We start from the raw sequence: 22809 nt of genomic DNA, 5'->3' as shown, positions 1-22809 counted from the left end.
GCGCGCCATGAACACTCTCCTCGTCACGCTGACCCTCGTGATCGTGGTCGCGCTCGTCTTCGATTACATCAACGGCTTCCACGACACGGCCAACGCCATTGCCACGGTGGTGAGCACCGGTGTCCTCCCCATCCGCACCGCCGTGATGCTCGCGGCGCTGTTCAACTTCGGGGGCGCGCTCACCGGCACGGCGGTGGCGAGCACCATCGGGAAAGGGCTCATCGTCCCTTCCGCGGTGACCCAGGTGGTCGTGCTCAGCGCCCTCGTGGGCGCGATCTTCTGGAACCTCTTCACCTGGTATTTCGGTATCCCGTCGTCGTCGTCTCACGCCCTCGTGGGCGGGCTCGTGGGCGCGGGCGCCGGGCGGGCGGGCACCGCGGCCGTGCAGGGCGCGGGGCTCTTGAAGGTGGTCAAGAGCCTGGTCATCAGCCCCCTCGTGGGGTTCGTGATCTCCTTCTTCGGGATGATCGCCATCTTCTGGATCGTCCGGCGCACCCGGCCGGCGGTGGTCAATCGGCGTTTCCGGACCCTGCAGATGCTCTCCGCGGGCTTCATGGCGCTCTCGCACGGGAGCAACGACGCCCAGAAGACGATGGGCATCATCACCATGTCGCTGGTCGCGTACGGCGTGATCCCTGCGGGTCACGGCGACTTCCACGTGCCGCTCTGGGTGGTCTTCGCCTGCGCGACGGCCATGGCCCTCGGCACGGCGGCGGGCGGGGTGCGGATCATCAAGACCATGGGCACCAAGATCATCGACCTCAAGCCGATTCATGGCTTCGCGGCCGAGACCAGCGCGGCGGCGACCATCTTGACCTCGTCGTTCCTCGGGATGCCGGTGTCGACGACGCACGTGATCACCGGCTGCATCATGGGCGCGGGCGCGAGCCAGCGGGTGAGCGCGGTGCGCTGGGGCGTGACCACGCGCATCCTCTGGGCCTGGGTGCTCACCATCCCTGTGAGCGCCGTGGTGGCGTGGGCCTGCTACCGCGGGCTCTCGTCGATCCTCGGCGGTTGAGCGTCGAGGCGCCGCGTCGCCACTGCTGACACTGCTGACACTGCTGTTCGCTTTCCAAGGAGGCCCCTCCGTGCACCGTCGCCATGCGCTCTGGATTCTGATGCTCTGCCTGACTCCCCTGCTCGCCGCGTGCGGGCATCCCTGGAAGACCTCCCGTCAGGCCATGCCGAACCCGTTTTACGGCCAGGGGCGCTTCGGGGTCGTCCCGATCGCGTTCAACGCCCTCCAGGTCGGCAACAGCTCCGAGGCCGACTGGATGGCGGAGAAGGACGCCGAGCAGCGGCAGAGCTGGCAGGAGGACAAGTCGGCGATGAACGAGGCGTTCACCGAGGCGCTCGTCGAGAAGGCAGCGTCGGAGGACGCGATCGTCGTCAGGGCGAGGAGCGCCGCGGACGCGCCGTTCTTCATCCGCGCCAACGTGACGTTCTACGAGCCCGGCGTCTTCACCGGCGTCTTCAACATGGACACGCTCCTCAAGGCGACGGTGCAGCTCACCGATCCGGCAGGGCGCGTGTTCGACGAGTTCTTGATCGAGGCGAAGTCGCCGGCTTCGTTGCTCAACCCGTCGAGCGGAGGTCGCGCGCGGGACGCGGCGAGCCAGCTCGGCAAGCTGACGGCGATGTACATCAGCCATCGGGTCCGGGGCGAGGACTGAACGCTCGCGAGGCGCGCTCAGCGCGCGATCTGCGCGAGCGCCGCCTCGGCCGACGGCGCGGCGAGCCCTAGCTCCGTCGCTCCGTAGCGCGCGAGCGCCCGGCGGTCTGCAGGCGAGAGCGGCCGCGCGCGGAGCTCCTTCGCCGCCTCGGCGGCGCCCTCACCGCAGGACGCGGGCACGCTCGATCCGTAGCGCAGCGCCCGGTGCGTCCGGATCATCGCGAGCACGTCGAGCGACGCGCCCGCGTAGTGCGCCACCTGATCGAGCAGGAACGTCGCCAGGGGCCGCGGCACGGGCACGCTGTCGAGCGCGTCGGTCAGGCGGAGCTCGTAGACGACGCGCTGCTTCGACGGCAGGAACGTGGTCCGATCGAACGTCGCGTCGCACGCGAGGAAGATCTGCGACGTCGGCACCAGCACGCGGACGGACGGGGCCACGTCCCACGCGGCGATCGTGTGGTTCCACGTCGGCCAGAAGAGGCCGACCCCGCGGACGTCGAGCCGGCGCGCGAGCCCGGCGAAGAGCGCCGAGAGCTCGTCGCACTCCGCCGTCGCCGAGGGCCCGGCCGACGACGCGAGCGGAGGGCTCTGCCTCCACGCGGCCCAGATGTGCCAGGCGGTCGGGTTGCGATCGGTGATGCTCCAGCGCAGCCGGAACGGACCGCCGTCGCGCGTCATCTCGAAGAGCGTCCGGACGCGCACGTAGTCGCGGACCCGCCCGGCGCTGCATTCTAGCCCGTGCTCGGCGCAGAAGCGCTCGGCGTCGAGGCGCCGCGCATCGGCGGCGCACGCGTCGATGCGCTCGCCGAGGCGGACGGCGAAGTCGCGCATCGGCAGCGCGTCCGGGAGCGCCTGGCCCTCGGTGGCGGCGCAGGTCTCGGCGCGCGCGGGGGCGGCGGGCGCGGTCAGCGCCGCGGCCAGCGCGAGCGCGAGCAGGGGATGCGGTCCGGGGGGCGAGCGGCGGTTCGGCATCCCCCTCCATCGCGCGGCGGCGGCAGAGTGTGACCGGCAACCCGGGTCGGGCAGCCGGCGCCGCCCGGCCGGCGGCGTCCGCCGGGCGCGACCGGCCGCGCTCACTCGATGGTCGACGCCGTGACCATGATCGGCGTGTCGTCGTGGTTCGAGATCTGCGGATAGGTCGGGTACCACGATCCGCCGATGTTGTTGGTGATCACCGACCGGTCGATGACGATGTTTCCGGAGTGATCGTTGCTCACGAAGAAGATCGCGCTCCCGTGGGCGTTCACCTCGTTTCGCTCGATCCGGGTCCCGCAGAGCGTGAGCGTCATCGTGTCGCCGTCGTTGTAGATGGCCCCGCCGCTGCCGCCGCCCGGCGTCCCGGCCATCGCGGGGTTGCCGCCGTTGCCGAGCGCGCGGTTGTGGGAGAACAGGCTGTTGATGACCGTCCAGGAGACGCCGATGCTGCTGATGCCGCCGCCGTTCGCGCACTCGTTCCCGTAGCCCTCGGCGCCGCCGAAGGTGCTGTTCACCACGTAGAGCGGAAGGCCGTTGTACTGCATGAACGCCCGGATCCCCGCGCCGCCGAGATCGGGGCCGGTCGGATCACACGTGTTGTTGAAGAAGCGTGAGTTGACGACCTTCAGGCGCCCGCCCTGCGCGAAGATGGCTCCGCCGCCCTCGTCGTCATCGTTCGTCGAGTTGCCCCCGAGGAAGGTGAGGTTCTGGACCGTCAGGCGCGGGTGGTCCTGGTTGTCGCAGCTCGGCGTCGTCCAGACCTGCGCCTCGTCGCAGGTGTTCATGTAGAGGATCCGCCGCTTCCCGCCGCCGCTCAAGGTCACGAGCCCGCCGCCGTCGATCACGATCTCGGGGCCGGTATCGTTGAAGATCTTCGCCGTCTCCTCGAGCGTGATGGTGATCGGCTCCGGGCCGCAGTCGAATGTGATGATGCCGCCGGCCGCGACGGCGCTGACGACCGCCTCGGAGGTGCAGCTCTCGGGCGTCCCGTCGCCGATCACCGTCTTCGGTGACGAGGTGTCGACGGCCTGAGCCTCGTCCGGAACAGCGCAGCTGCCATCCGGGTTGCCTGCCGCGGGGCCGCCGCCTTCGTGCGCTGGAGGCTCCGGCGTCGAGCCGCCCGAGCCCGGGCCGGCTCCCGAGGAGCTCGTCGCTCCGGCGCCACCGGTGCCCGTCCCCCCGTCACCCCCATGCTGGTCGTCCCCGCAAGCCGCAACCACGGTCGCCATCGACAAGCACAAGATCAGCCCCAGCGATCGCCGCATCACGCCCTCCTCGATCCAATGGTCGTTGCTCAGCGGCGTGGACACCTCTCGGGCCGGTCGCTCCTCGCGTGGCCAGTCGCCAGCATCATCGCAGGGTACCTCCGTCGTGCGGCGGTCCGCTCATCGATCCCACGGCGACCGAAGAGCCCATGGCACACCCGCGACACGGATGTCCCCCGAGATCAGCCGCTGCGCCCCGTGAGGTTGCGGGCACACACCAGGCACACACGTTGCAATGCGCGCTCACCGGAGGGACGAGATGCAAAACAAGGCGTGGATGGTCGCGGCGCTCCTGGTGGTCGGCTGTGGCGGGGCGGACTTGCCCGAGGGCTGGGAGGATGCGGAGGCGATCGAGGGCCTCACCCAGAGCGAGTGCAAGGCGGGCGCGTACGACGACACGGTGCAGGAGGCGCTCGTGGCGACGCCCGAGCGCGGCGCTGTTCGCCTCGAGTACCGCGCCGCGCAGTTCCGATGCGACCAGGAGGTGGAGGGGTTCGTCCGGATCGCCGGCAGCAGGGTGGATGTGCTCGTGCAGCCCGTGGACATGGACCCCGGGGCCGTGGCCGGGTGCGACTGCCGCTATGACATCGGTATGGCCATCAAGGGCCTGAGCAAGGGGGCTTTGGGCGTCGAGCTGTACCGCCGCTGGGACAACATCAACGAGCCGAACGATCCGAAGAAGATCGGCTCCACCGAGGTGCAGATCCCCTGAAGACGGCCGCAAATCGAGGCTGGAGCCGTGGAGCTCGGCCGCGCGGTAAGCGATGTCGGCCGAACAGCCGGCGGACGGATCGCTGCTCGCCTGGAAGACGCCCGTGATCCGCTCCTCGCTCGCGGACGAGCTCTGCTCGATAGGCGGGATGGGAGGGCCGCCCGGCGGCATGGGCCCGCCTCCCGGCGGCTGATCCAGGCGAGCCCGACCTAACCCGCTTGCCCCCTCGGGAGCGGCCATGCAGACTGGCCCGCACGCCATGGTCGAGCTGAGCCATCAACAGATCGAGCGCTTCATCGCCGATGGATTCGTCCGGATCGACGCGGCGTTCCCGCGGGCCCTCGCCGACGAGGGCCGCGCCATCCTGTGGCGTGACACCGGGATGGATCCGCAGGATCCGAAGACCTGGACGAAGCCGGTCGTTCGACTCGGGATGTACGGCCAGCGACCGTTCGCTGACGCCGCGAACACGCCAGTGCTTCACTCCGCGTTCGATCAGCTTGTCGGCCGCGGGCGCTGGCAACCGCAGAAAGCGCTCGGCACCTGGCCCGTTCGCTTTCCGTCGCCCGATGATCCGGGAGATGCGGGCTGGCACGTCGACGTGAGCTTCGGCACCGAGAACCCCGACTTCATGTCGTGGCGCGTGAACGTCGCGTCGCGCGGCCGCGCGCTGCTCATGCTGTTCCTCTTCTCGGATGTCGGCGAATCCGACGCGCCGACGCGCATCCGGGCGGGGTCCCACCTGGACATCGCGAGGCAGCTCGCGCCGGCGGGCGAGCCGGGGCTGACGTTGCGTGAGCTGGCCGCGAACGGCTTCGCCGAGACGGCCCACCGACCGCAGGTGCTTGCGACCGGCGAGGCGGGAACGGTCTACCTGTGCCATCCGTTCCTGGTCCACTCAGCGCAGCCGCACCGCGGCACGCGCCCACGCTTCATGGCCCAGCCGCCCCTGCTCCCGACCGAACCGCTGCGGCTCGATCGCGAAGACGGCGAGAGCTCTCCGGTCGAGCAAGCCATCCGCGCGGCGCTGCGCCGGGATCCGTGAGCATCGGACACGCCGCGACGCGCAGGCCGCGCGCGGCGAAGCACCGTCAGCCCGCGGCAGCGCGTGCCCCGCGCGCGCGCCGCACCCGGTCGACGGCGACGGCGACCACGATGATCGCGCCCGTCGCGATCTCCTGCACCCAGCTCGGCAACCCGAGGTGGACGCCGCCGGTCCGGATGACCGTGATGAGCAGCGCCCCGATCACGCTCCCCGCGACGCTCCCCTCGCCGCCCGAGAGCGGCGCGCCGCCGATGACCACGGCCGCGATGACCTCGAGCTCCAGGCCGATCGAGTCGGTCGGGTCGCCCACCGTCAGCGTCGCGAACTCCATCACCCCCGCGACGCCGGCGAGGAGGCTCGACAGCGTGTACACAGCGATCTTCACGCGCCCCGTGTCGATGCCGCACAGGCGCGCCGCGGCCTCGTTGCTGCCGACCGCGAACACGTGCCGCCCGAAGCGCGTGAACAGGAGCACGGCGAAGACCAGGATCGCCAGCGCCGCCGTCACCCACAGCCCCGGCGCGGCGAGGTCGGACGACAGCAGCGCGTCGAGCCCGCGCGGATCCGCGTCGATCTTCTGCTCGGACGCGAGCCCCTTCGCGGCGCCGCGCAGCGCGCTCATCGTGCCCAGCGTCACGACGAAGGGCACCATCCGCGCCCGCCCCACGAGCGTCCCGACGAAGGCGCCCACGAGGCCCGCCGCCGCCGCGGCGACGAGCGCCGCCGGGAGCGCCGGCACCCCCGCGCGCAGGAGCTTCGCGAGGACGACCGTCGTGAACGCGACGAGCGAGCCGGTGGAGAGGTCGATCCCGCCGGTCGCGATGACGAGCGTCATGCCGACGGCGCAGATGCCGACCACCACCGTCTGCCGCGCCATCGTGAGCAGGTTCTGGCTGCGCAGGAACGTGTCGGGCGTCAGCGCCGCGAAGAGCGCGTAGACGAGCAGCAGCGCGACGAGCGGGCCCACCCACGGCGGACGCTTCTTCACGAGGATGCCTCCAGGAGGAGCGACGCCTCGGTCCACGACGACGCGGGCCGCGGCGGGTCGAGGGTCCCCCGGCGGAGGACCGCGATGCGATCGCAGGTCGTGACGAGCTCGTCGAGCTGGCTCGACACGAGCACGATCGCCTTGCCGGCGCGCGCGAGCTCGCGGAGCAGCGCGAGCACCTGCGCCTTGCTCGCCACGTCGATGCCGCGCGTCGGCTCGTCGACGAGCAGCACGTCGACGTCCTCGCGGAGCAGCCGCGCGATCTGGACCTTCTGCTGGTTGCCGCCCGATAGCTCGCCGACGCGCTGCTCCGGCCCTCGTGCGCGGATCGCGAGCCTCTCGATCCAGCGCGCCCCCTCCGTGAGGAGCGACCTCGGCCGGGCGAAGCGCGGAGCGCGCGGCGAGAGCCAGACGTTCTCGGCGAGCGAGCGGCCGAGCATCAGCCCTTCCCCGCCGCGATCCTCGCTCAGCAGGCCGATCCCGCGAGGAGCGCGCAGCGCGACCGTCCCGCCGCGCCTGGGATCGAGCCCCGCCAGGATGCGGAGGAGCTCCGTCCTCCCCGAGCCGACGAGGCCGGCGATGCCAAGGATCTCCCCCCGGCGCAGCGTCAGCGACGCGCGCTTCGGCCGCTTCACGCCGGAGACGCCCTCGGCCTCGAGCACCACCTCGCCGCCGGCCGGACGCGCCGCCTCGGACACCGCGCCCGCGCGCGTCTCGGCGCTCGCGCGCGTGTCGGCGCTCGCGCGCGTGTCGTTAAGCGCGCGGCCCAGCATCTCGCGGACGATCTGGGCCGGCTCGGTCTCGCGCGGATCGCCCTCCCCCGCGACGCGGCCGTCGCGGAGCGCCGTGTAGCGATCGGCGTGCGCGCGCACGTCCGACAGGAAGTGGGTCACGAGCAGCACCGCGAGGCCGGCGTCTCGCAGGGCGCGGACGCGCTCGAACAGGCGCACGGCGTCCGACCGGCCGAGGCTCGATGTCGGCTCATCGAGGACGAGGAGCCGCGCCGCGAGCCGCCCGTCCTCGCGGAGGCCGCCCTGCGCGAGCGCCCGCGCGATCTCGACGAGCTGCTGATCGGCGACGCCGAGCTCCCCTGCCCGCGCGTCGAGCGGCACGCGGCCCGGATCGGCGGTGACGAGCGCGATCGCCGCCCGCGCCACGGCGCACGCGCGCGAGCGGTCCCGGATCCCGAGCCGCGCGCGCGCGAGCGGCTCGATCCCGAGCACCACGTTGTCGACGACCGTGAGGTGGGCGCAGAGCGTCCGCTCCTGCGGGACCAGGACGACGCCCGCGCGGCGCGCCTCCTCGGCCGACGCCGGCGCGTACCGCGCCCCCCCGAGCAGGATCGCGCCCGCGTCCGCGCGCTCCATGCCGAGCAGGACGCGCGCCAGCGTGCTCTTGCCCGCGCCGTTCTCTCCGAGCAGCGCGTGGATGCTCGCGGGCGCCACCCGCAGCGAGACGTCGCGCAGCACCGGGTTCGGGCCGAACGCCTTCGCGAGGCCCGTCACCTCGAGGAGGGGCGCGCGCTCTCCGCCCACGAGCCGCTCACTCCCCGAGCCACCTGGCGAGGTCGGGTCTCACGATCGCCTGCACCGCCGGATCGTCGAGGTCCTGCCTCGTGACGACGCGCGAGCCCGTGTCGATGCGCGCCTCGACCTTCTCTCCGTGGAGGTGCGCCACCATCGTCTTGATCGCGACGTACCCCATGTTGAACGGGTTCTGCACGACGAGCGCCTCGATGTCGCCCTCGCGCAGCGCGCCGAGGAGCTTCTCCGACGCGTCGAAGCCGACGAACTTCACCTTCCTCGCGACGTTCGTCTTGCGGAGCGCCTGCAGCATCCCGAAGGTCGTCGACTCGTTCGGCGTGAACACCCCGGCGACGGCCCCTTCCGCCGCCCTCTGCGCGAGCAGCAGGCTCTCGCTCTTGTGGAACGCCGACTCCGTGGTCGCACCGCCATACTGGTTCTCGCTCGCGACCGTGACGCCGGGCATCGCGCGGACCGCGTCGAGGAACCCCTTCTCGCGGTGCTGCGTGCTCGCAGAGCCCTCCTGGTAACGGAGCACGACGACGTTGCCGTTCTCGCCGATCGCCTTGCCGAGGTGCTCTCCGGCGAGCCTGCCGGCCGCCTCGTTGTCGGTGGCGACGAAGCTCACGTGATCGTCGCTGGCGAGATCGGAGTCGAACACGACCACCGGGATCTTCGCCTGCGCCGCCGCCCGCACCGGCGCCCTCAGCGCCGTGGCGTCGAGCGGCGCGAGCACGATGCCGGACACGCCCTGCGCGACGAAGCTCGAGACGACATCGACCTGCGCCTTGAGGTCGTCCTCCCGGAGCGGCCCCTTCCATACGACGTCGACATCGAGCTCACGCGAGGCCTTCACCGCGCCTGCGTGAACGCTCTTCCAGAACTCGTGTGTCGTCCCCTTCGGCACGACGGCGATGCGGAGACGCGCGCCGCCCGTCGCGCCCGGGCCTGCATCCGTCGACGTCGTCGCCGATGACGACGTCTTGGAGCACGCGGCGAGGACGGCAATCGCGAACGCGCACACGACGACATGGACGCTCATGGGCGCGAGAGGATAGTCGACGGATCGCTGCCACGCTCGCGCGGGCAAGCACGTCGTCCGCGCAGATCCGTCCGACAAGCACCATCTGAGTCCTCGGCTGCACCCGGCGCAGGCAAGCTCATCCCAGCGCGACGCTCGCGTGCAGCCCGTCATTCACCCGGGTCGAACCGACGAGCGCGCGCGCAGGTCGACCCGGGTCGGACGGCGCCGCTCAGTCAGCCCGGCGGCGCGGCCTTCGGCTCAGAGGCCGAAGAGCTCCTGGAGAAACACGCCGCCTTTCCCGGCCCCTGCGTGCGTGAAGAACAGGCGCCCCGCCTCGAAGTCGCCCGCCTCCGCCACCCACTCGGCCGCGTGGGCGCGCAGCCGGGCAACCGCATGCGGCGGGAACGCGAACGGCGAGCGCGAGCGGTAGACGAACGTGGCGTCGTAATCGACAGGATAGCTGGTGACCGCCAGGTAAAACCACCCTTTCCGCTCGAACACGAACGGTGACTCGGTGTAACCGCTGTTGCGCATCGCCGTCTCCGGCCCGAGCGTGAGCGCCATGGCCGGCGGGCTCCAGCGGACGAGATCGAGCGACGTGCGGTAGGCGACGCCGCTCAGGGGCGACTCGATCGACGCGCAGCGCGTATAGTACACCACCCACAGATCGCCGAGCCGGGCGAGCATCGGATCGCGGGCGACGCAGAACTCCTCGAAGAGCGTCCCCCCCTCGCGGCCCCAGGTAAAGCCGTCGCGCGAGCGCGCGATCCGGAAGCCGGATCGGTCGGGGTCGTGCGTGCCCACATGAAAGATCATGACCAGGCTGCCGTCCCGGTCCTCGACCATGTGCGGGGCCCAGATCCAGCGCTCGTCAGAGAGGGCGTGAATCGAGAAGCGCTCCGGGGCCAGCGTGAGGCTCGGTGAGACGGACTCCATCCAGCGCACCGGTCCGGGTCCGGGCGCGGTAGCGAGGACGAACTCGCGCTCCATGTCAGGTCGATAAGGCTCGAGGTGAAAGATCCCGGTGAGGATCCAGCGGCCATCGGCGAGCTGGATTATCGAGTGATCGTTCACATAGAACGGCCCCCCGGGGAGGCTCCCCGTGTCCAAGATCTTCACCGCGGGCCCCTGGGTGAGCCGAGGCGCGGGAGGTCCGGAGAAGAACCGCAGCGTGTACCCCCGTTCGCTCCAGGGCGCCTGGGAGTGTGTCGCGTCGATCTCCAGGACCGGGCGCCTGCCTGCGCTGCACTGTCCGGGGGGGAGGTCGATCCAGAGCGCGTCCTCGGCGAGCGACCGGACAGGGTTCGCCTGCATCTCGTGGAGCACGCCGACCTCCCGCCCGTCGAGCCTGACGCGCGCCGTCTGGGGGGCTCTCTCCGCGGAGTACGCGCGGAGCAGCAACAGGCCGCGCGCATCGGACGGGCATTCGACCTCGATCCGGGTGATCCTGCGCCCCTCGCTGGACCAGGATCGCCGCCGGAGCTCCAGCCGCTCGGCGTCGACGGCCGAATGCACCAGCCGCCGCCTCCCGGCCGCACGGACCTTCTGCTCACCGATCACCTGATGATCCGAGAATGCGTAAGCGAGGCCCAGAGAGCGCACCCGCAGCGGCGTGTAGGCGCCGGTCGGCCCGGCCTCGATGCCGAAGCGCATACCGGAGCGGCTCACGATGGGATCGGCCACGTGCAGGCGGTACAGGGAATGGACGAACGTGGCGTTCCTCCATCCATCCTCGGGATCGATGACGAGGAAGCGGAGCAGTCCGCTGAAGGGGTTGCTGTGCGCGCCCAGGAAATAGAAGCCCCCATTGAAGTAGTCCTCGGTGCCGGTCCCCATCTGCAGCGGGTGCGACATTCCGTCGGTCCGGATCATCTCGTCCCCCTCGAGGTACGTCCGATCGTTCGGCCGGCCGCCGCTGATCTCCTCGAGAAGCGCGACGAGCTGGAGCGGCTCGTCGCTCTCGAAGAGGGGCATCGTCGTCTCGCGTCCGGGGGCCATCTGATCGCGGAATTGCGCGATCAGCCGCACGCCTCGGCGGGCGGGCGCGAGGTCGACGGCCGCCTCCACACCCGCGAGCTCCTGCCCGGGCGCGGCCTCGAGCGAGAGCGCCTCCCCTTCGGCCAGCGGGATCGGCAGGCGCGTCGCGAGCCTGGCGGTCCCAGCGGCGTCGGGTGTCCACGCGGCGTGCAGCGCGCTCCGGAAGGTTGTCCATCCGCCGTCGGCGTCGGTGCCCGAGCTGGCGAGGCCGAAGAAGAACGACGCTGGTACGGGCGTCTGTCCGCCGATCCTCACCGACAGGTCGTTCAAGCTCCCCGCCGGGATCCGGACGTCGACCCCTGATACGGTCGCGGGCCCTGTCGCCAGGACGAGCGGCGCGCTGGCGTCCAGGCTCTCCCGGCGCGACGGGGCAGGCAGGGTGGCTGTCCAGTCCTCCGTCATGAACCGCGAGAGCGCCTCGGGCGTCGGTCCCGACGCGGCCCCGGGGCCCTCGCGGTAGGTGACCTGGTAATAGATGGGAACGCCCCGGAAGCGGACCTTGGCCTCGCTCGACCAGGCGAAGGGGACGTAGCTTGTATATGCGCCCGAGCTCGCGTCCACGTCGAGCACGAGAGGCGACTTCCAGGGGCCCCTACCCCCGAAGAAATCGCCGGGCGACCCGCGGAACGCCGTGTGTCCATCGACCTCGATCCATATCTCCTGGTCCGGCCTCTCGAGCTCCGCGCGGGGGGCGGTCATCCAGATCCGCGCGATTCTCCCCTCCCCGCGGGCGTGGAACAGGACCTGATGATCCCCCTCGAGCGCGACCCCCGGGCGATACCCATCATCGTTGCCACCTGCGGGGTCATGCGTGGTCACGCTCCGCGTGATCCACCCGGGATGAAAGGAGAGGAGATCCTCCAGCACCGGCGTGATCGACGCGGCGCCCGGCGCGATGGCGAGGGACGCGCCGAGGAGATGGCGGGCCGCGCTCGAGACGAGGCGATCCAGGAACGCGCCCGCGCCGCGCCCATTGAGGCTTCCGGTGTTCATGATCGAAACCTAATGGCGCGAACAACGCCAGGGGAGCGGGCTCGGCGAGGCACCTCCCTTGCACCACCGCGAAGCGAGAGCATGCGCGACGCACCGATCGCGCACTCGAGGGGGGCAATTCATGCGCACCCGCCGCGATCGACGCCCTGACGAAGGCTCGCCCCGCATCGGGTGGTGGGCTACTTACCCCACCCTGCCAGAACGCTGGAACCGCCAAGACGCCAAAAGACGCCAAGATTTTTGCAATTTTCTTGGCGTCTTTTGGCGTCTTGGCGGTTCACAAGACCCCGCATTCGGCCAAAGTACCCCACCACCCCGCATCGGGCCCCGCGCGTGGACGCGCGGCCTCCTGCTCGCGCTCCTCTCTCTATCGCCGCTCCCGGGCGCCGGCGACGCGCCGCGCTGCGCGCTCGCCGCTCCCCTGGAGCAACGGGACGCCCCGGGAATGTCCCCGAGATCGCGGATCCATCTCGATCGCGCGGCATACGCCGAGCGGCTCCGCGCGATGTGGATTGGCGCGTGCATCGCCAACTGGACGGGGCTTCGCACGGAGGGCGTCCGCATCCAGCGCCCCTTCTTCACCGATGCTGACTGGGGAAAGCCCCTGGGGCGCGACGGGGCGCCGATCGACTTCGTCCTCCTCGACCCCTGCCCGGCCGACGATGACACCGACATCGAGTATGTCTATCTCCACCTCATGACCGAGGCGGGGACGCTCTTCCTCTCCCCCGAGCAAATCCGGGACGGATGGCGCGCGCACATCAACGATTTCATCTGGGTCTCCAACCGGAGGGCGCGGGATCTCCTCGAGCGCGGCGTGCTGCCCCCCGCGACGAGCGATCCAGCGCTCAATCCGGACGCGCTCCAGATCGACGCCCAGCTCACCACGGAGATCTTCGGCGCCCTCGCGCCCGGCATGCCGGGGCTGGCGCTGCGGATCGCCGATCTCCCCATACGGACCACCGCGCGCGATCACGCCGCGCACGCCGCGCAGTTCCATGTTCTCCTCTTCTCGCTCGCGGCGACCGTCGATCTGGAGAAGCCGCGGCGACAGGAGATCGTGCGCATCGTCCGTGAGGCCAGGAGCTACCTGCCGGACGAGTCCAAGGCAGCCGATGTCATCGACTTCGTGCTGTCCGCCTATCTATCGACGAGCGATCGCGCCGAGGATCGCGACGACTGGGAGCGCGTCCGCGATGCCATTGCGGATCGCTACCAGGAGCGGGCCTCGGCGTACGGCTTCGTCTATCGGGGGTACACGGAATCCGCGATCAACCTGGCGACCGCGACGCTGGCCCTCCTGTTCGGTGAGGGGAGCTTCCGGCGCACCGTACAGATCGGCACCCTGTCCGGCTGGGACTCCGACAACGGCACGGCGACCATGGGCTCGCTCGTTGCGCTCATCGGCGGGATGGACGAGCTGCGCCGCGCCTTCCCGGGCGCGCGCCTCTCCGACCGTTATCATATCCACCGCACGCGCCCCACCCTGCCGGACCGGCTTCCGCAGGATCCCGAGGCCGAGGACACCTTCACGGATGTGGCGAGGAGGATGGCCGCGCTTGTCGACCTCGCCGTGCAGGAGGGAGCCGGCCAGGTCGAGCCGACCCGGTGGGTCCTCCCTCCTCGCCCCCGTGACGGCACAGGAGCCAGCGCGCGCGCCATCCCCGGCTCCGAGCCTCGGCCCCGCGCTCCTCGCTCGGCGAGATGACCTGGAGCTCAAGGCGCCTCGGGCCGAAGACGTCGAAGTAGGCCTTGGCCGCGGCGAGCAGCTGTTCACCTTCAGCCTCAACCCCATGATCACGTCCACCCCGTCTTCGTGGCGCCACCTCCGGCCCCGCTCGAAGCGCCTGTCGTCGCGCTCGCGGCACCGCCGCTCTCCGAAGCGGCTTGCTCGGAGATCGCGCCGCCAGAACACGCGAGAAGCAACGAGAAGCTCGTGAACCCGAATCGCATCTTCATGAGACCTCCGCGAGGTACCCTTCGGTTCACCAACGACCAGCGTGCCCTCCGCAAGGAAGCCCCTTGCCAGCACACGGCGGAATCTTGCCTCGAATCGTCGCGGACGTCGATACGCCGCTCGGGAAACCACTCGAGTTCTCTCCCAGGGCGCCGCAGCGCGACCGGGGCAATTCGACACGTGGATGAATCTTTGGGTGTGGTCGATTTTTCGGCGGGCGGCCGGATCGCACGCGAGCTGCTCATAGCGACCAGCGCGTGCAGCGTCGCTGCACGATGAAGACCTCCACCGCAAAGAGCTACGGCGACATTTCTGACATCCCGATGAGGTCGCGACTCGACGCTGCGTCTTTTCAGACCGTATCCCGCGCAAAGATCAGCGTCATCGACTATACTCGTCGTCGATCCCGGGGCTCCGGCGAGGCATGCACTGGAAAATTCCGCCTCTGGAGACCTCACGTCGCTAACTAACTTCGTGCCCGCGGACCGTGCTGGCACGCGTTCGAGAAGGAGTCGGCTCATGAGATTGCCTAGGATAGCCATTGCATTGCCAATGGCGGCTTTGATCGGCGCGGGGTGCGGAGGGGCCAACGAGGGCAGCGGGGACAGCGCTGGCTCGCAGAGCAGCACCGGCGCCGGCAACAGCTCCGGCTCCGGCTCCAGCACCAGCAGCAGCACCGGCACCGGCGTCGACGACACCTTCGGCGGAAGCGGCGTGGGCTCGAGCGGGAGCTCCGGCACGACCGGCAGCAGCAGCGGGGGCTCGACGGGCGCGGGGGAGGCGTGCGCCACCCAGTCGTCCCAGGCCGGGTTTCAACAGGTGTACCTCGTGTTCGCGTTCGACGTATCGGCCAGCATGACAGCGAGCGACGTGGAGTGGCGCAGGAAGGACCTCAAGTGGGATCCCGTCGTGGCCGCGACGAAGCAGTTCTTCCTGGATCCCGCGTCCGAAGGCTTCAAGGCGTCGCTCACCTTCTTCCCGGGCTCGGCTCAGACGACCCAGGCGTGCCAGGCCACCGGCTACTCGACGCCGAATGTACCGATGACGCCGCTCCCCTCCCCGGCGTTCGGCGAGGCGATCGATGTCATCGAGCCGCAGGTGAGCACCATGGGCACGTGGCGCACCAGCACGCCGACGGCATTCGCGGTCGAAGGCCTCACCGCTTACATCGAAGCGCAGCGCCAGCAGAACCCCGGGAAATATGCGATCGTGCTCGTGACCGACGGCTATCCGGAGGGGTGCCGGCAAGGCGGCAACGCGCTCGCGGACGTCGTGAGCAACGTCGAGGCCGCACTCTCCAACAACATCTCGACCTTCGTGATCGGGGTCGACAGTCCGCAGGGGGAAGGCGCGCCGCCTAGCCTCACCAACCTGCACGAGATCGCGGCTGCGGGCGGCACGGGAGAGGCGTCGATGCTGAACACCGGCGACCCCGCGCAGACGGCGGCCGCGTTCAAGACCGCGATCGATAAGATCCGCGGCGCCGCCGTCTCGTGCACGATCCCGATCCCGCCGGCGCCCGACGGGAGGAGCTTCGACAAGCAAAAGGTCAACGTGACCTACACGAGCGCCGCGAGCAACACGCCGACGACCCTCACGTACGATCAGGCCTGCTCGGCCGCAGGCACATGGCGCTACGACGAGCCTGCGAACCCGACGGCGATCATCCTCTGCGACGATACCTGCGCCGTTGTCCAGGCCGACGTCGAGGTCTCCCTGGGCGTCGACTTCACCTGCGAGGACGTGCTCCAAGTGCCCCAGTGATCGACGACGCCCGCTGGCCGACACGGGTCTTCGCGAGGAGGCGCCGGCCAGCCGCTCGTCTCCCGGTGCGCAGCCGGCGAGTGGGTACGCCTCACTCGCCTGCCTGGCGCCCGAGCCCGTATCACACGAATCTACCCCCGCACCAGGCCAGAGAGACCGACGCAGACCTGGAGAGAGCGCGCCGGCATCCGTACGAGATGCGGGCGCGCCGGAGCTCCTTCGGTCGAGGGAGCTCGTCCAGCTCAGCGCGTCGGTGCGACGTCAGTTACCACGATCGAGGAAGTCCATCAGCCACTGCATCGCCGGCCGCATGGTGCCGTTCTCCTGCTGGAGGCCGGTGCCGTTCCTCCACGTCTTGCCGACGATGTAACCCCACAGGGTGATCCCCGGGATCTTGGGGTGATTCCAGAACATGGTGAACTGCTCCTCCATGATCTGCTTCTGCCTGCTGTCGTTCGTTTCGCCGATGTCGTACTCGGTGATGTACACGGGCTTGCCGAGCTCGGCGAGCGAGTCGATGTACCCCTTGACCGTGTTGGTGTTGATCTTGAATGCGTCGTGCGCCTGTGCGCCGAGGGCGTCGACCGGGGCGCCCGCGTCGATCACCTTCTTCGCGATGTCCTTGAAGTGCCTGTGCTCGTTCTCGTACTCGATGTTGTTGTAGTCGTTGAGGATGAGCTTGGCGTTCGGGCAGAACTCGCGAGCCCACTTGAAGGCGTTGACGATCCAGTCCCAGCCGCTGGCGCCGTTGCCGCCGAGGCCGGCCGTGTACGAGGGCGTGGTGTGGGGCGGCGGCTCGTTGACGACGTCGATGTACTTCGTGTCCGGGTAGCGCTTGCAGAACTCTTCCATCCAGCTCCGCACGGCCTTCTTCTGCTCGTCCGGCGAGAGGCTCCCGACCCAGGAGGGTTGCTGGCTGCCCCACACGAAGACGTGGTGCTTGAAGATGATCTTGTTGTCCTGCGCGTACTTGTAGGTCCTGTCGAGCGAGCTCCAGTTCTTGTTCCCGCGGCTGCTCTCGACGGAGCCCCACTTGCCCTCGTTCTCGGGCGTGATCTGGTTCCAGTACTTCGCGAAGCCGTCGCGCACGGCGCCGCTCGTCGTGATGTTGCCGACGAACTTCGGCTCGGGCTCGGATCCGCCGGCCCCCGTGGACGCGCTGGTCGACGCGCTGGTGGACGCGCTGGTCGAAGCGTCCCCGCCGCCGACCCCCGTGGTCGCGCCGCCGGAGGTGGCGCCGGTCGTCGGGGGATCGCCCGAGCTGCTGCTGGTGGCAGGGCCGACGCCGGCCGTCGTGCTGGCGCTGGAGCTGCTGTTCGTGCTGTTGCTGGAGCTCGTGCTGACGCCGGCGCTGGTGCCGGTGCTCCCCGCTCCGCCCGAGCCGCCCACGCCGTCGTCAACCCCCTCGCCCCCATCCGCGCATCCAAAGAGGGTCGCCATTCCGAGCGCGATCCAGGCCGTGCTGCACAGCAATCGAGAAGAACGCTTCTTGTTCATGTTGGAGTTCCGCAAGTCGGACGATTGTCGTTGGTGAAGCTGGGAGCGGGAAAGCCGAGGGGCGGCGGCAAGAACGGCAGCGCCCACGCTCAGCGATACGCACGCCGTGCAACTCGCGACGGATGATTCCCGCCACGCCTGGAAGTGATCACGACAGGCGCGCGAAGCCTGCTACATCTCAAGTTCCCAGCTGAGAGGAAACGTGCATCGACAGCGCATGTTGCAATCATGAAGCAACTTTGCACTTCGAGCGGCGGCCCAGCTCGTTATCCCTGGCTTGCCCGCTGACGGCCCGGTCCGTGAACACATCACGGAGCCGGTACGGTAGAGCGGTCTCAGCGGCGTCGGGGGACGGCCGTGCTCTTGCGCACCACGAGCTCGGTCTCGACCACGACCCGCGACCACGAGCGCTGGCCGCTCTCGATCTGCCCGAGCAGGACGTGGAGGCACCGGCGCCCGAGCTCGGAGAAGTCCTGGCGCACCGTGGTGAGCGGCGGCGTGAAGTAGGCGGCCTCCGGGATGTCGTCGAAGCCGACGATGCTGATGTCCCGCGGCGTCTCGCGCCCACTCTCGTGGAGGAAGCGGAGGAGGCCGAGCGCCATCTGGTCGTTGGCCACGAACACGGCGGTGACGCCCGGCGTGCGCGTCAGCTGCGGGGCGAGCTCGTAGCCGGAGCGCGCGCTCCAGTCGCCCCGCAGGAGCGGCGGGATCTCGGCGCCGGCCGCCTGCAGCGCCGAGCGCCAGCCGTCGATGCGCTGGTCGGCCTCGAGCCAGTCGGTCGGGCCGGCGATGTGCCACACGGTCTTGTGGCCCAGATCGAGCAGGTGGCGGGTCGCGGACGCGGCGCCCTCGTGCTGGTCGACCGCGACCACCGGCACCGAGTCGTCCGGACCGCCCTCGACCGCGACAACCGGTACATCGGAGGTGACGTGCCGCAGCGCGTCCACCGCCGACCGCTGCGGGGCGATCACGACGATGCCGTCGGCCCCCTGGTCGCGCAGCCGCTGCACGGCCTCCAGCACCGGCGCTCGGCTGAACGACTTCAAGCTGGCGATGCTCACGCCATAACCCGCGTCGTGCGCCGCCTCCTCGAGCCCCAGGAGCGTCGACGCCGGACCGTAGAGCGTCGTGTCGAAGCTGACCACACCGAGCGTCCGCGACCGGCCGGTGACGAGCGCCTGCGCCACCGAGCTCGGCCGGTAGTCGAGCTGCCGGATCGCATCCAGCACCCGCTCCCTCGTGTCGCGGCGCACGTGGGGGCTGTCGTGAAGGACCCGCGAGACCGTCTGATACGAGACGCCAGCGAGCTTGGCCACGTCGACCATGACCGCCGCCCGTCGCCCGCCGCCCCTTTTGACGCGGCGCTCCGGAAGAGATTTGTCAGCCATCGGCGCGAGAGGATAGTCGCGGACCGGTCGATTGGAACGGAGTTCTTCAGTGTGAGCGTTCACATACTGGTCGGAGTTCTTCATTTCACTCGGCTTTCGCGTCACTGGGCGGGTGCGCGCCGGGGATCGTCGCCATCGGGATCGAGCGCGGCACCGACGCTGTTCGTCGTCGTAGAAGCCATTCCCGGTGGGCCCACGATCGATCCCGCAGATTTCACGCCGTCTCTCACATCTGGCCTATGCGAACGGCATGCCGGCCGCCGCCGGCGAGCGTGGCCCCGTCGATCAGGTCCACAGCCCGGCCCCTCCTCCCCTGGAGGGCGGGCTTCGGAGGAACGCCGCTGGCGCTCGTACTCAACCGGTTCAGGAATCGTTGGGGCACCAGCCGATTCCAGTTGACACGAGAGATGTGAACGCTCACAATTCGGGGAACATCCTTAGGCATTGCGCCCGCTAGGTCGTCGTCGTACGTCTATGCAGCGGGGCATTCGTCATCGATGTTAGCGCGGGGAGAGGCGGCGGGTCTGACCTGCTGCGCCGTGCGCTCGCCTCACACGCCATGGCCAACCAGGGTCGGCCCGCGCGGCAGCGGCGGTTCGTGAAGGGGTTACGCGGTGCGGCGCCAGATCATCTAGCGCAGCCCCGGACGTCAGCAAGGCACTTTTTCACACAAGGGCGGACTCACAGGAGGGATCGTGTGAAATTATCTTCTTTATTGGCCGCCGCCTTGGGGCGCGCGCCCCGCAAAGCGCCGAGGTGGCTCGATGGCCGAGGTCGCGCAGCAGGAGCCATGAAATCTTCCACTCACGATAGCGGCACGAACGCCGCGTGTGATCGATGGAAGGTGGAAACATTCACTCACAGCGGGGCGGCCTCCCGGCTGCTGCGAGCGGCCGCGTGCACTTCGCTCCTCGTTGCAGGGTGCGTGGGTGATATCGGCGGCAACTCGAGCTCCTCGGGCGTCTCCTCGGGCGCCGGCGCGAACCCGACGGGCGGGGGCACGAGCTCCTCGGGCGGCGGAGACGCCGTGTGCAACCCGCGGCTCGAACGACGGGTCGTGCTGCTCGCCGACCTGCAGTTCATCAACGCCATCCGGGATCTCCTGGGGGAGGAGGCCATCGAGGCGGAGCAGGCGCCGGACGCGCGGACGAAGCCGTTTGCCAAGAAGGGCCTTGTCGTGGGGACCTCCCTTGTGCATACGCGGCTCGCGAGGGCTGCCTACGCGGCCGAGAGCATCTCGGGGCGCTTCGAGCAGGTGACGGGGTGCACCCCCGACGGGGACGACGCCTGCGCCAAGACGTTTCTGACGAAGTTCGCGCAACGAGCGTTCCGCCGGCCCGTGGACCAGGCGGAGCTCGAGAACCTGTGGTCGGTCTATGCGCTCGGGAAGGAGACGAGCTACGAGCGGGGCGTCTCGCTCGCGCTCGAGGCGCTCATCGCGTCCCCCTCGTTCTCCTACCGCACCGAGCTCGGCGGCGACGCGGACGGCGACGTGGTGAAGCTCGCCGCGCACGAGGTCGCGAGCGAGCTCTCGTTCTTCTTGACGGACAGCCTGCCGGACGAGGATCTCGCCGCCGCCGCCGACTCCGGGGCCCTGAACGATCCGGAGGAGCTGGCGCGCCAGGCCGAGCGCCTCCTCGAGAAGCCCGAGACGCGCAGCAGCCTGAACACCACGCTGATCGCGGCGTGGGGGCTCAGCAACCTCTTCGGCACGGTGAAGGATCCGGGGCTCTTCCCCGAGTACACCCCCGCGCTCCAGGCGAGCATGTTCCACGAGACCGAGCTGCTCGTGGACGACCTCCTGTGGAACCGCGGAGCGGACGTGTCGGAGCTGCTCACCACGAGGGAGACGTTCGTGAACGCCGTGCTCGCGAAGGTCTACGGCGTGGAGCACACGGGATCGAGCCCGGAGGAGTTCAGCAAGGTCGAGCTGCCGGCCGACGAGCGCGCCGGGATCCTCACGCAGCCCGGCCTGCTCGCGGCGCTGGCCCGGACCGACAACACGAGCGTGGTGGCGCGAGGGCTCTTCGTGCGCGGCGCCCTGCTCTGCCTCGGGAAGATCCCGTCGCCCCCGGAGTCGCTCTCGGACGCGATCAAGGAGCTGCTCGAGGCCGACATGACCGAGCGCGAGCGCGCCGACGCGCGCGCCGCGAACTCCACCTGCGCCGCGTGTCACGCCCAGTTCGACGCGTTCGGCCTGCTGCTCGAGAACTACGATCCGGTCGGCCGGTACCGCGACACCCTCGATGGGGAGCCGATCGACGCGCGCGTCAACCTGGGCAACATCGCCGAGGTCGCGGGGAGCTACGCGAGCGCCGTCGAGTTCGCCGAGGCCGTCGCGCAGAACGACGGGTTCGCCGCCTGCATCACGCGGCACCTGCTGACCTACGGCACGGACGATGAGACGCTCGGGGTCCGCGACTGTCAGGTCGGACGCGTGATCGAGGCGCTGCCAGAGGGCCAGCGGACGCTGGCCAACGTCGTGAAAGGCATCGTGACGTCGTCCGCGCTGACCGAGCGCGCCAGGGAGGAATGACCGTGGGCTACAACCTTTCTTATGGATGGTCTCGCCGCCGCTTCCTGCAAGGCATCGGCGCCGCCGCGGGTCTCGTCACGGTGCTCAAGGGCCTCGAGTCGGCCGCGGAGGGCGCGGCGCCCCCGAGGCGCCTGCTGATCGTGCAGCGCCCCGTGGGCACCGTGTACGAGAACTACTGGCCGCAAGGCGACGGGACCAACTTCACGCTCTCCCGCATCCTGACCCCGTTCGAGGCCATGAAGTCTCGGATGATCGTGATGCGCGACCTGAAGCTGCCGCACGAGGGGTCCGTCGGCGGCGGCCACGAGCGCGGGACGGTGCTGATGTGCACGGGGACGCGGACCAAGCAGCTGTACCCGGGCAACGGCGGCGACGATCCGATGGCCGAGGCGCCGAGCATCGACCAGCTGCTCGTGAAGCAGTCGGCCGAGCTCCAGGGCACGCCGATCGCGTCGCTCCAGGTGTCCTGCGACAACCGCGCCGACACGCCCGAGGTGTCGACCCGCCACATGTCCTATTCGGGCGCGCGGGCGCCGATGACGCCCTACTACCAGCCGCAAGAGGTGTACCGGCGGGTGTTCGGCACGCTGATGCCGGGCGGCCCGACGAACGACAACCTGGATGCCCTGGCGCGGGCGCGCCTGCAGAAGAAGAGCGTGCTGGACTTCGCGATGAAGGACCTGAAGCGCCTTCAGAGCCTCGCGCCGAGCTCCCAGCGAGAGGCGCTGGAGGGGCACGCCGCCGCCATCCGCGAGGTGGAGGCGGAGTTCGACGCGGACCCGAGGGATCCCGCGACCTGCGGTATGCCCCAGGAGCCAGAGGTCATCCAGGTGAGCGGGCACATCGATCCCTACGGCGGCTCGCACGTCGTCACGGAGCGCGACGACGTGAAGCACGCGCGCATCGGCGCGCTCCACTTCGCCGTGATCAAGGCGGCGTTCCGCTGCGACCTGACGCGCGTGGTCACGTTCCAGTGGTCCCCTGGCACGAACCACGTGAGCTTCGGCGAGCTGTGGCCCCCCAACTCCTCCATCTTCAAGGTGCACCACACAACGAGCCACGATCCCGATACACCCGACACGCTCGAGTTCCTCACGCGGGTGGAAGAGTTCTACGCCGGCTACGTCGCCGGCTTCCTGAAGGAGCTCGCGGAGACCAAGGACGTGACCGGCGGGACGCTGCTCGACACCACGCTGGTCCCGTACATCACGGAGGTCGGCACGCGGCATCACAACTGGGACAAGATGGCGTGGGTGCTGTTCGGCGGCGCGGGAACCAAGCTGCGCGGCGGGCAGGTGTGGAACAACGGCAACCGCGGCGGCCGCTCCACCAACGACCTGTGGATGGCGATCGCGGCCTCCTTCGGAGCACCGGATCTCGTGATGGGGGACAAGGACCAGCGGACCTCGGCGATCGAGGGGCTGTTCGGGTGA

At 69.9% G+C, this 22809-nt stretch carries 19 protein-coding genes; 10 read left to right on the top strand and 9 right to left on the bottom strand.

From position 1 onward, the window contains the following. Nucleotides 1-7: 7 nt before the first annotated feature. Together WMF14_RS19015 and WMF14_RS19010 are read left to right on the top strand one after the other, a co-directional pair. The gene (locus tag WMF14_RS19015; RefSeq protein WP_437802798.1) at nt 8-1018 is read left to right on the top strand and encodes an anion permease; all 1011 of its coding nucleotides are present in this window, start codon (nt 8-10) and stop codon (nt 1016-1018) included. A gap of 70 nt (nt 1019-1088) precedes the next feature. Next, nucleotides 1089-1673: a hypothetical protein gene (locus tag WMF14_RS19010; protein ID WP_272098638.1), complete on the top strand. Its 585-nt coding sequence runs from the start codon at nt 1089-1091 to the stop codon at nt 1671-1673. A 17-nt stretch (nt 1674-1690) separates the two neighbouring features. Here WMF14_RS19010 and WMF14_RS19005 read toward each other — a convergent pair whose 3' ends face one another. Together WMF14_RS19005 and WMF14_RS19000 are read right to left on the bottom strand one after the other, a co-directional pair. Beyond that, nucleotides 1691-2644: a hypothetical protein gene (locus tag WMF14_RS19005; protein WP_437802796.1), complete on the bottom strand. Its 954-nt coding sequence runs from the start codon at nt 2642-2644 to the stop codon at nt 1691-1693. 101 nt (nt 2645-2745) lie between these two features. Beyond that, nucleotides 2746-3912 carry a hypothetical protein gene (locus tag WMF14_RS19000; RefSeq protein WP_437802792.1) on the bottom strand — a complete coding sequence of 389 codons (1167 nt, stop codon included), beginning with the start codon at nt 3910-3912 and terminating at the stop codon, nt 2746-2748. Nucleotides 3913-4171: 259 nt separating this feature from the next. On the opposite strand from WMF14_RS19000, the gene WMF14_RS18995 reads away from it, so the two are divergent. The 3 genes from WMF14_RS18995 to WMF14_RS18985 are packed head-to-tail and all read left to right on the top strand — an operon-like array spanning nt 4172 to nt 5669. Continuing rightward, on the top strand, nt 4172-4624 hold the full coding sequence (locus WMF14_RS18995) for a hypothetical protein (protein WP_272098632.1): 453 nt from the start codon (nt 4172-4174) through the stop codon (nt 4622-4624). 52 nt (nt 4625-4676) lie between these two features. Then, on the top strand, nt 4677-4817 hold the full coding sequence (locus tag WMF14_RS18990) for a hypothetical protein (protein WP_437802790.1): 141 nt from the start codon (nt 4677-4679) through the stop codon (nt 4815-4817). Nucleotides 4818-4862: 45 nt separating this feature from the next. Beyond that, nucleotides 4863-5669, top strand: coding sequence for a phytanoyl-CoA dioxygenase family protein (locus tag WMF14_RS18985; protein WP_437802788.1), 807 nt, complete (start codon nt 4863-4865; stop codon nt 5667-5669). 46 nt (nt 5670-5715) lie between these two features. On the opposite strand, the gene WMF14_RS18980 is transcribed toward WMF14_RS18985, so the two are convergent. The 4 genes from WMF14_RS18980 to WMF14_RS18965 all read right to left on the bottom strand — a co-directional run bounded on the left by WMF14_RS18980 (nt 5716) and on the right by WMF14_RS18965 (nt 12234). After that, nucleotides 5716-6657 carry an ABC transporter permease gene (locus tag WMF14_RS18980; protein WP_437802786.1) on the bottom strand — a complete coding sequence of 314 codons (942 nt, stop codon included), beginning with the start codon at nt 6655-6657 and terminating at the stop codon, nt 5716-5718. Then, on the bottom strand, nt 6654-8192 hold the full coding sequence (locus WMF14_RS18975; protein ID WP_437802784.1) for a sugar ABC transporter ATP-binding protein: 1539 nt from the start codon (nt 8190-8192) through the stop codon (nt 6654-6656). Before WMF14_RS18975 ends, WMF14_RS18980 begins: the two co-directional genes overlap by 4 nt. 7 nt (nt 8193-8199) lie before the next feature. Then, on the bottom strand, nt 8200-9222 hold the full coding sequence (locus WMF14_RS18970) for an ABC transporter substrate-binding protein (protein WP_437802782.1): 1023 nt from the start codon (nt 9220-9222) through the stop codon (nt 8200-8202). 240 nt (nt 9223-9462) lie between these two features. Next, on the bottom strand, nt 9463-12234 hold the full coding sequence (locus tag WMF14_RS18965) for a DUF2961 domain-containing protein (protein ID WP_437802781.1): 2772 nt from the start codon (nt 12232-12234) through the stop codon (nt 9463-9465). A gap of 445 nt (nt 12235-12679) precedes the next feature. On the opposite strand from WMF14_RS18965, the gene WMF14_RS18960 reads away from it, so the two are divergent. Continuing rightward, entirely contained in the window at nt 12680-13942 is a 1263-nt protein-coding gene (locus tag WMF14_RS18960) for an ADP-ribosylglycohydrolase family protein (protein ID WP_437802779.1), read from the top strand. Nucleotides 13943-14031: 89 nt separating this feature from the next. Here the strand turns inward: WMF14_RS18960 and WMF14_RS18955 are convergent, their stop codons facing one another. Beyond that, nucleotides 14032-14193, bottom strand: a complete 162-nt coding sequence (locus tag WMF14_RS18955; RefSeq protein ID WP_437802778.1) for a hypothetical protein — start codon at nt 14191-14193, stop codon at nt 14032-14034. A gap of 550 nt (nt 14194-14743) precedes the next feature. On the opposite strand from WMF14_RS18955, the gene WMF14_RS18950 reads away from it, so the two are divergent. Continuing rightward, complete coding sequence (locus tag WMF14_RS18950) at nt 14744-15955, top strand: vWA domain-containing protein (RefSeq protein ID WP_437802776.1); 1212 nt, start codon at nt 14744-14746, stop codon at nt 15953-15955. Between the two features lie 261 nt (nt 15956-16216). Here WMF14_RS18950 and WMF14_RS18945 read toward each other — a convergent pair whose 3' ends face one another. Further along, complete coding sequence (locus WMF14_RS18945) at nt 16217-17044, bottom strand: endo-1,4-beta-xylanase (protein ID WP_272098613.1); 828 nt, start codon at nt 17042-17044, stop codon at nt 16217-16219. A gap of 61 nt (nt 17045-17105) precedes the next feature. Between WMF14_RS18945 and WMF14_RS18940 the strand changes: the two genes are divergently transcribed. After that, complete coding sequence (locus WMF14_RS18940) at nt 17106-17489, top strand: hypothetical protein (protein ID WP_437802774.1); 384 nt, start codon at nt 17106-17108, stop codon at nt 17487-17489. A gap of 298 nt (nt 17490-17787) precedes the next feature. On the opposite strand, the gene WMF14_RS18935 is transcribed toward WMF14_RS18940, so the two are convergent. Further along, nucleotides 17788-18840 (bottom strand): LacI family DNA-binding transcriptional regulator, encoded by a 1053-nt coding sequence (locus WMF14_RS18935; protein WP_437330048.1) that lies wholly within the window; start codon nt 18838-18840, stop codon nt 17788-17790. Between the two features lie 925 nt (nt 18841-19765). Here WMF14_RS18935 and WMF14_RS18930 point away from each other — a divergent pair. Then, nucleotides 19766-21376, top strand: a complete 1611-nt coding sequence (locus WMF14_RS18930; protein WP_437802772.1) for a DUF1592 domain-containing protein — start codon at nt 19766-19768, stop codon at nt 21374-21376. Further along, nucleotides 21373-22809: a DUF1552 domain-containing protein gene (locus tag WMF14_RS18925; RefSeq protein WP_437802770.1), complete on the top strand. Its 1437-nt coding sequence runs from the start codon at nt 21373-21375 to the stop codon at nt 22807-22809. Before WMF14_RS18930 ends, WMF14_RS18925 begins: the two co-directional genes overlap by 4 nt.

Source organism: Sorangium sp. So ce693, assembly GCF_051521375.1.
GTDB lineage: Bacteria > Myxococcota_A > Polyangia > Polyangiales > Polyangiaceae > Sorangium > Sorangium atrum.
Note: the sequence above shows the minus strand (reverse complement) of the source record. Positions and strands in the feature narration are given on the sequence as shown.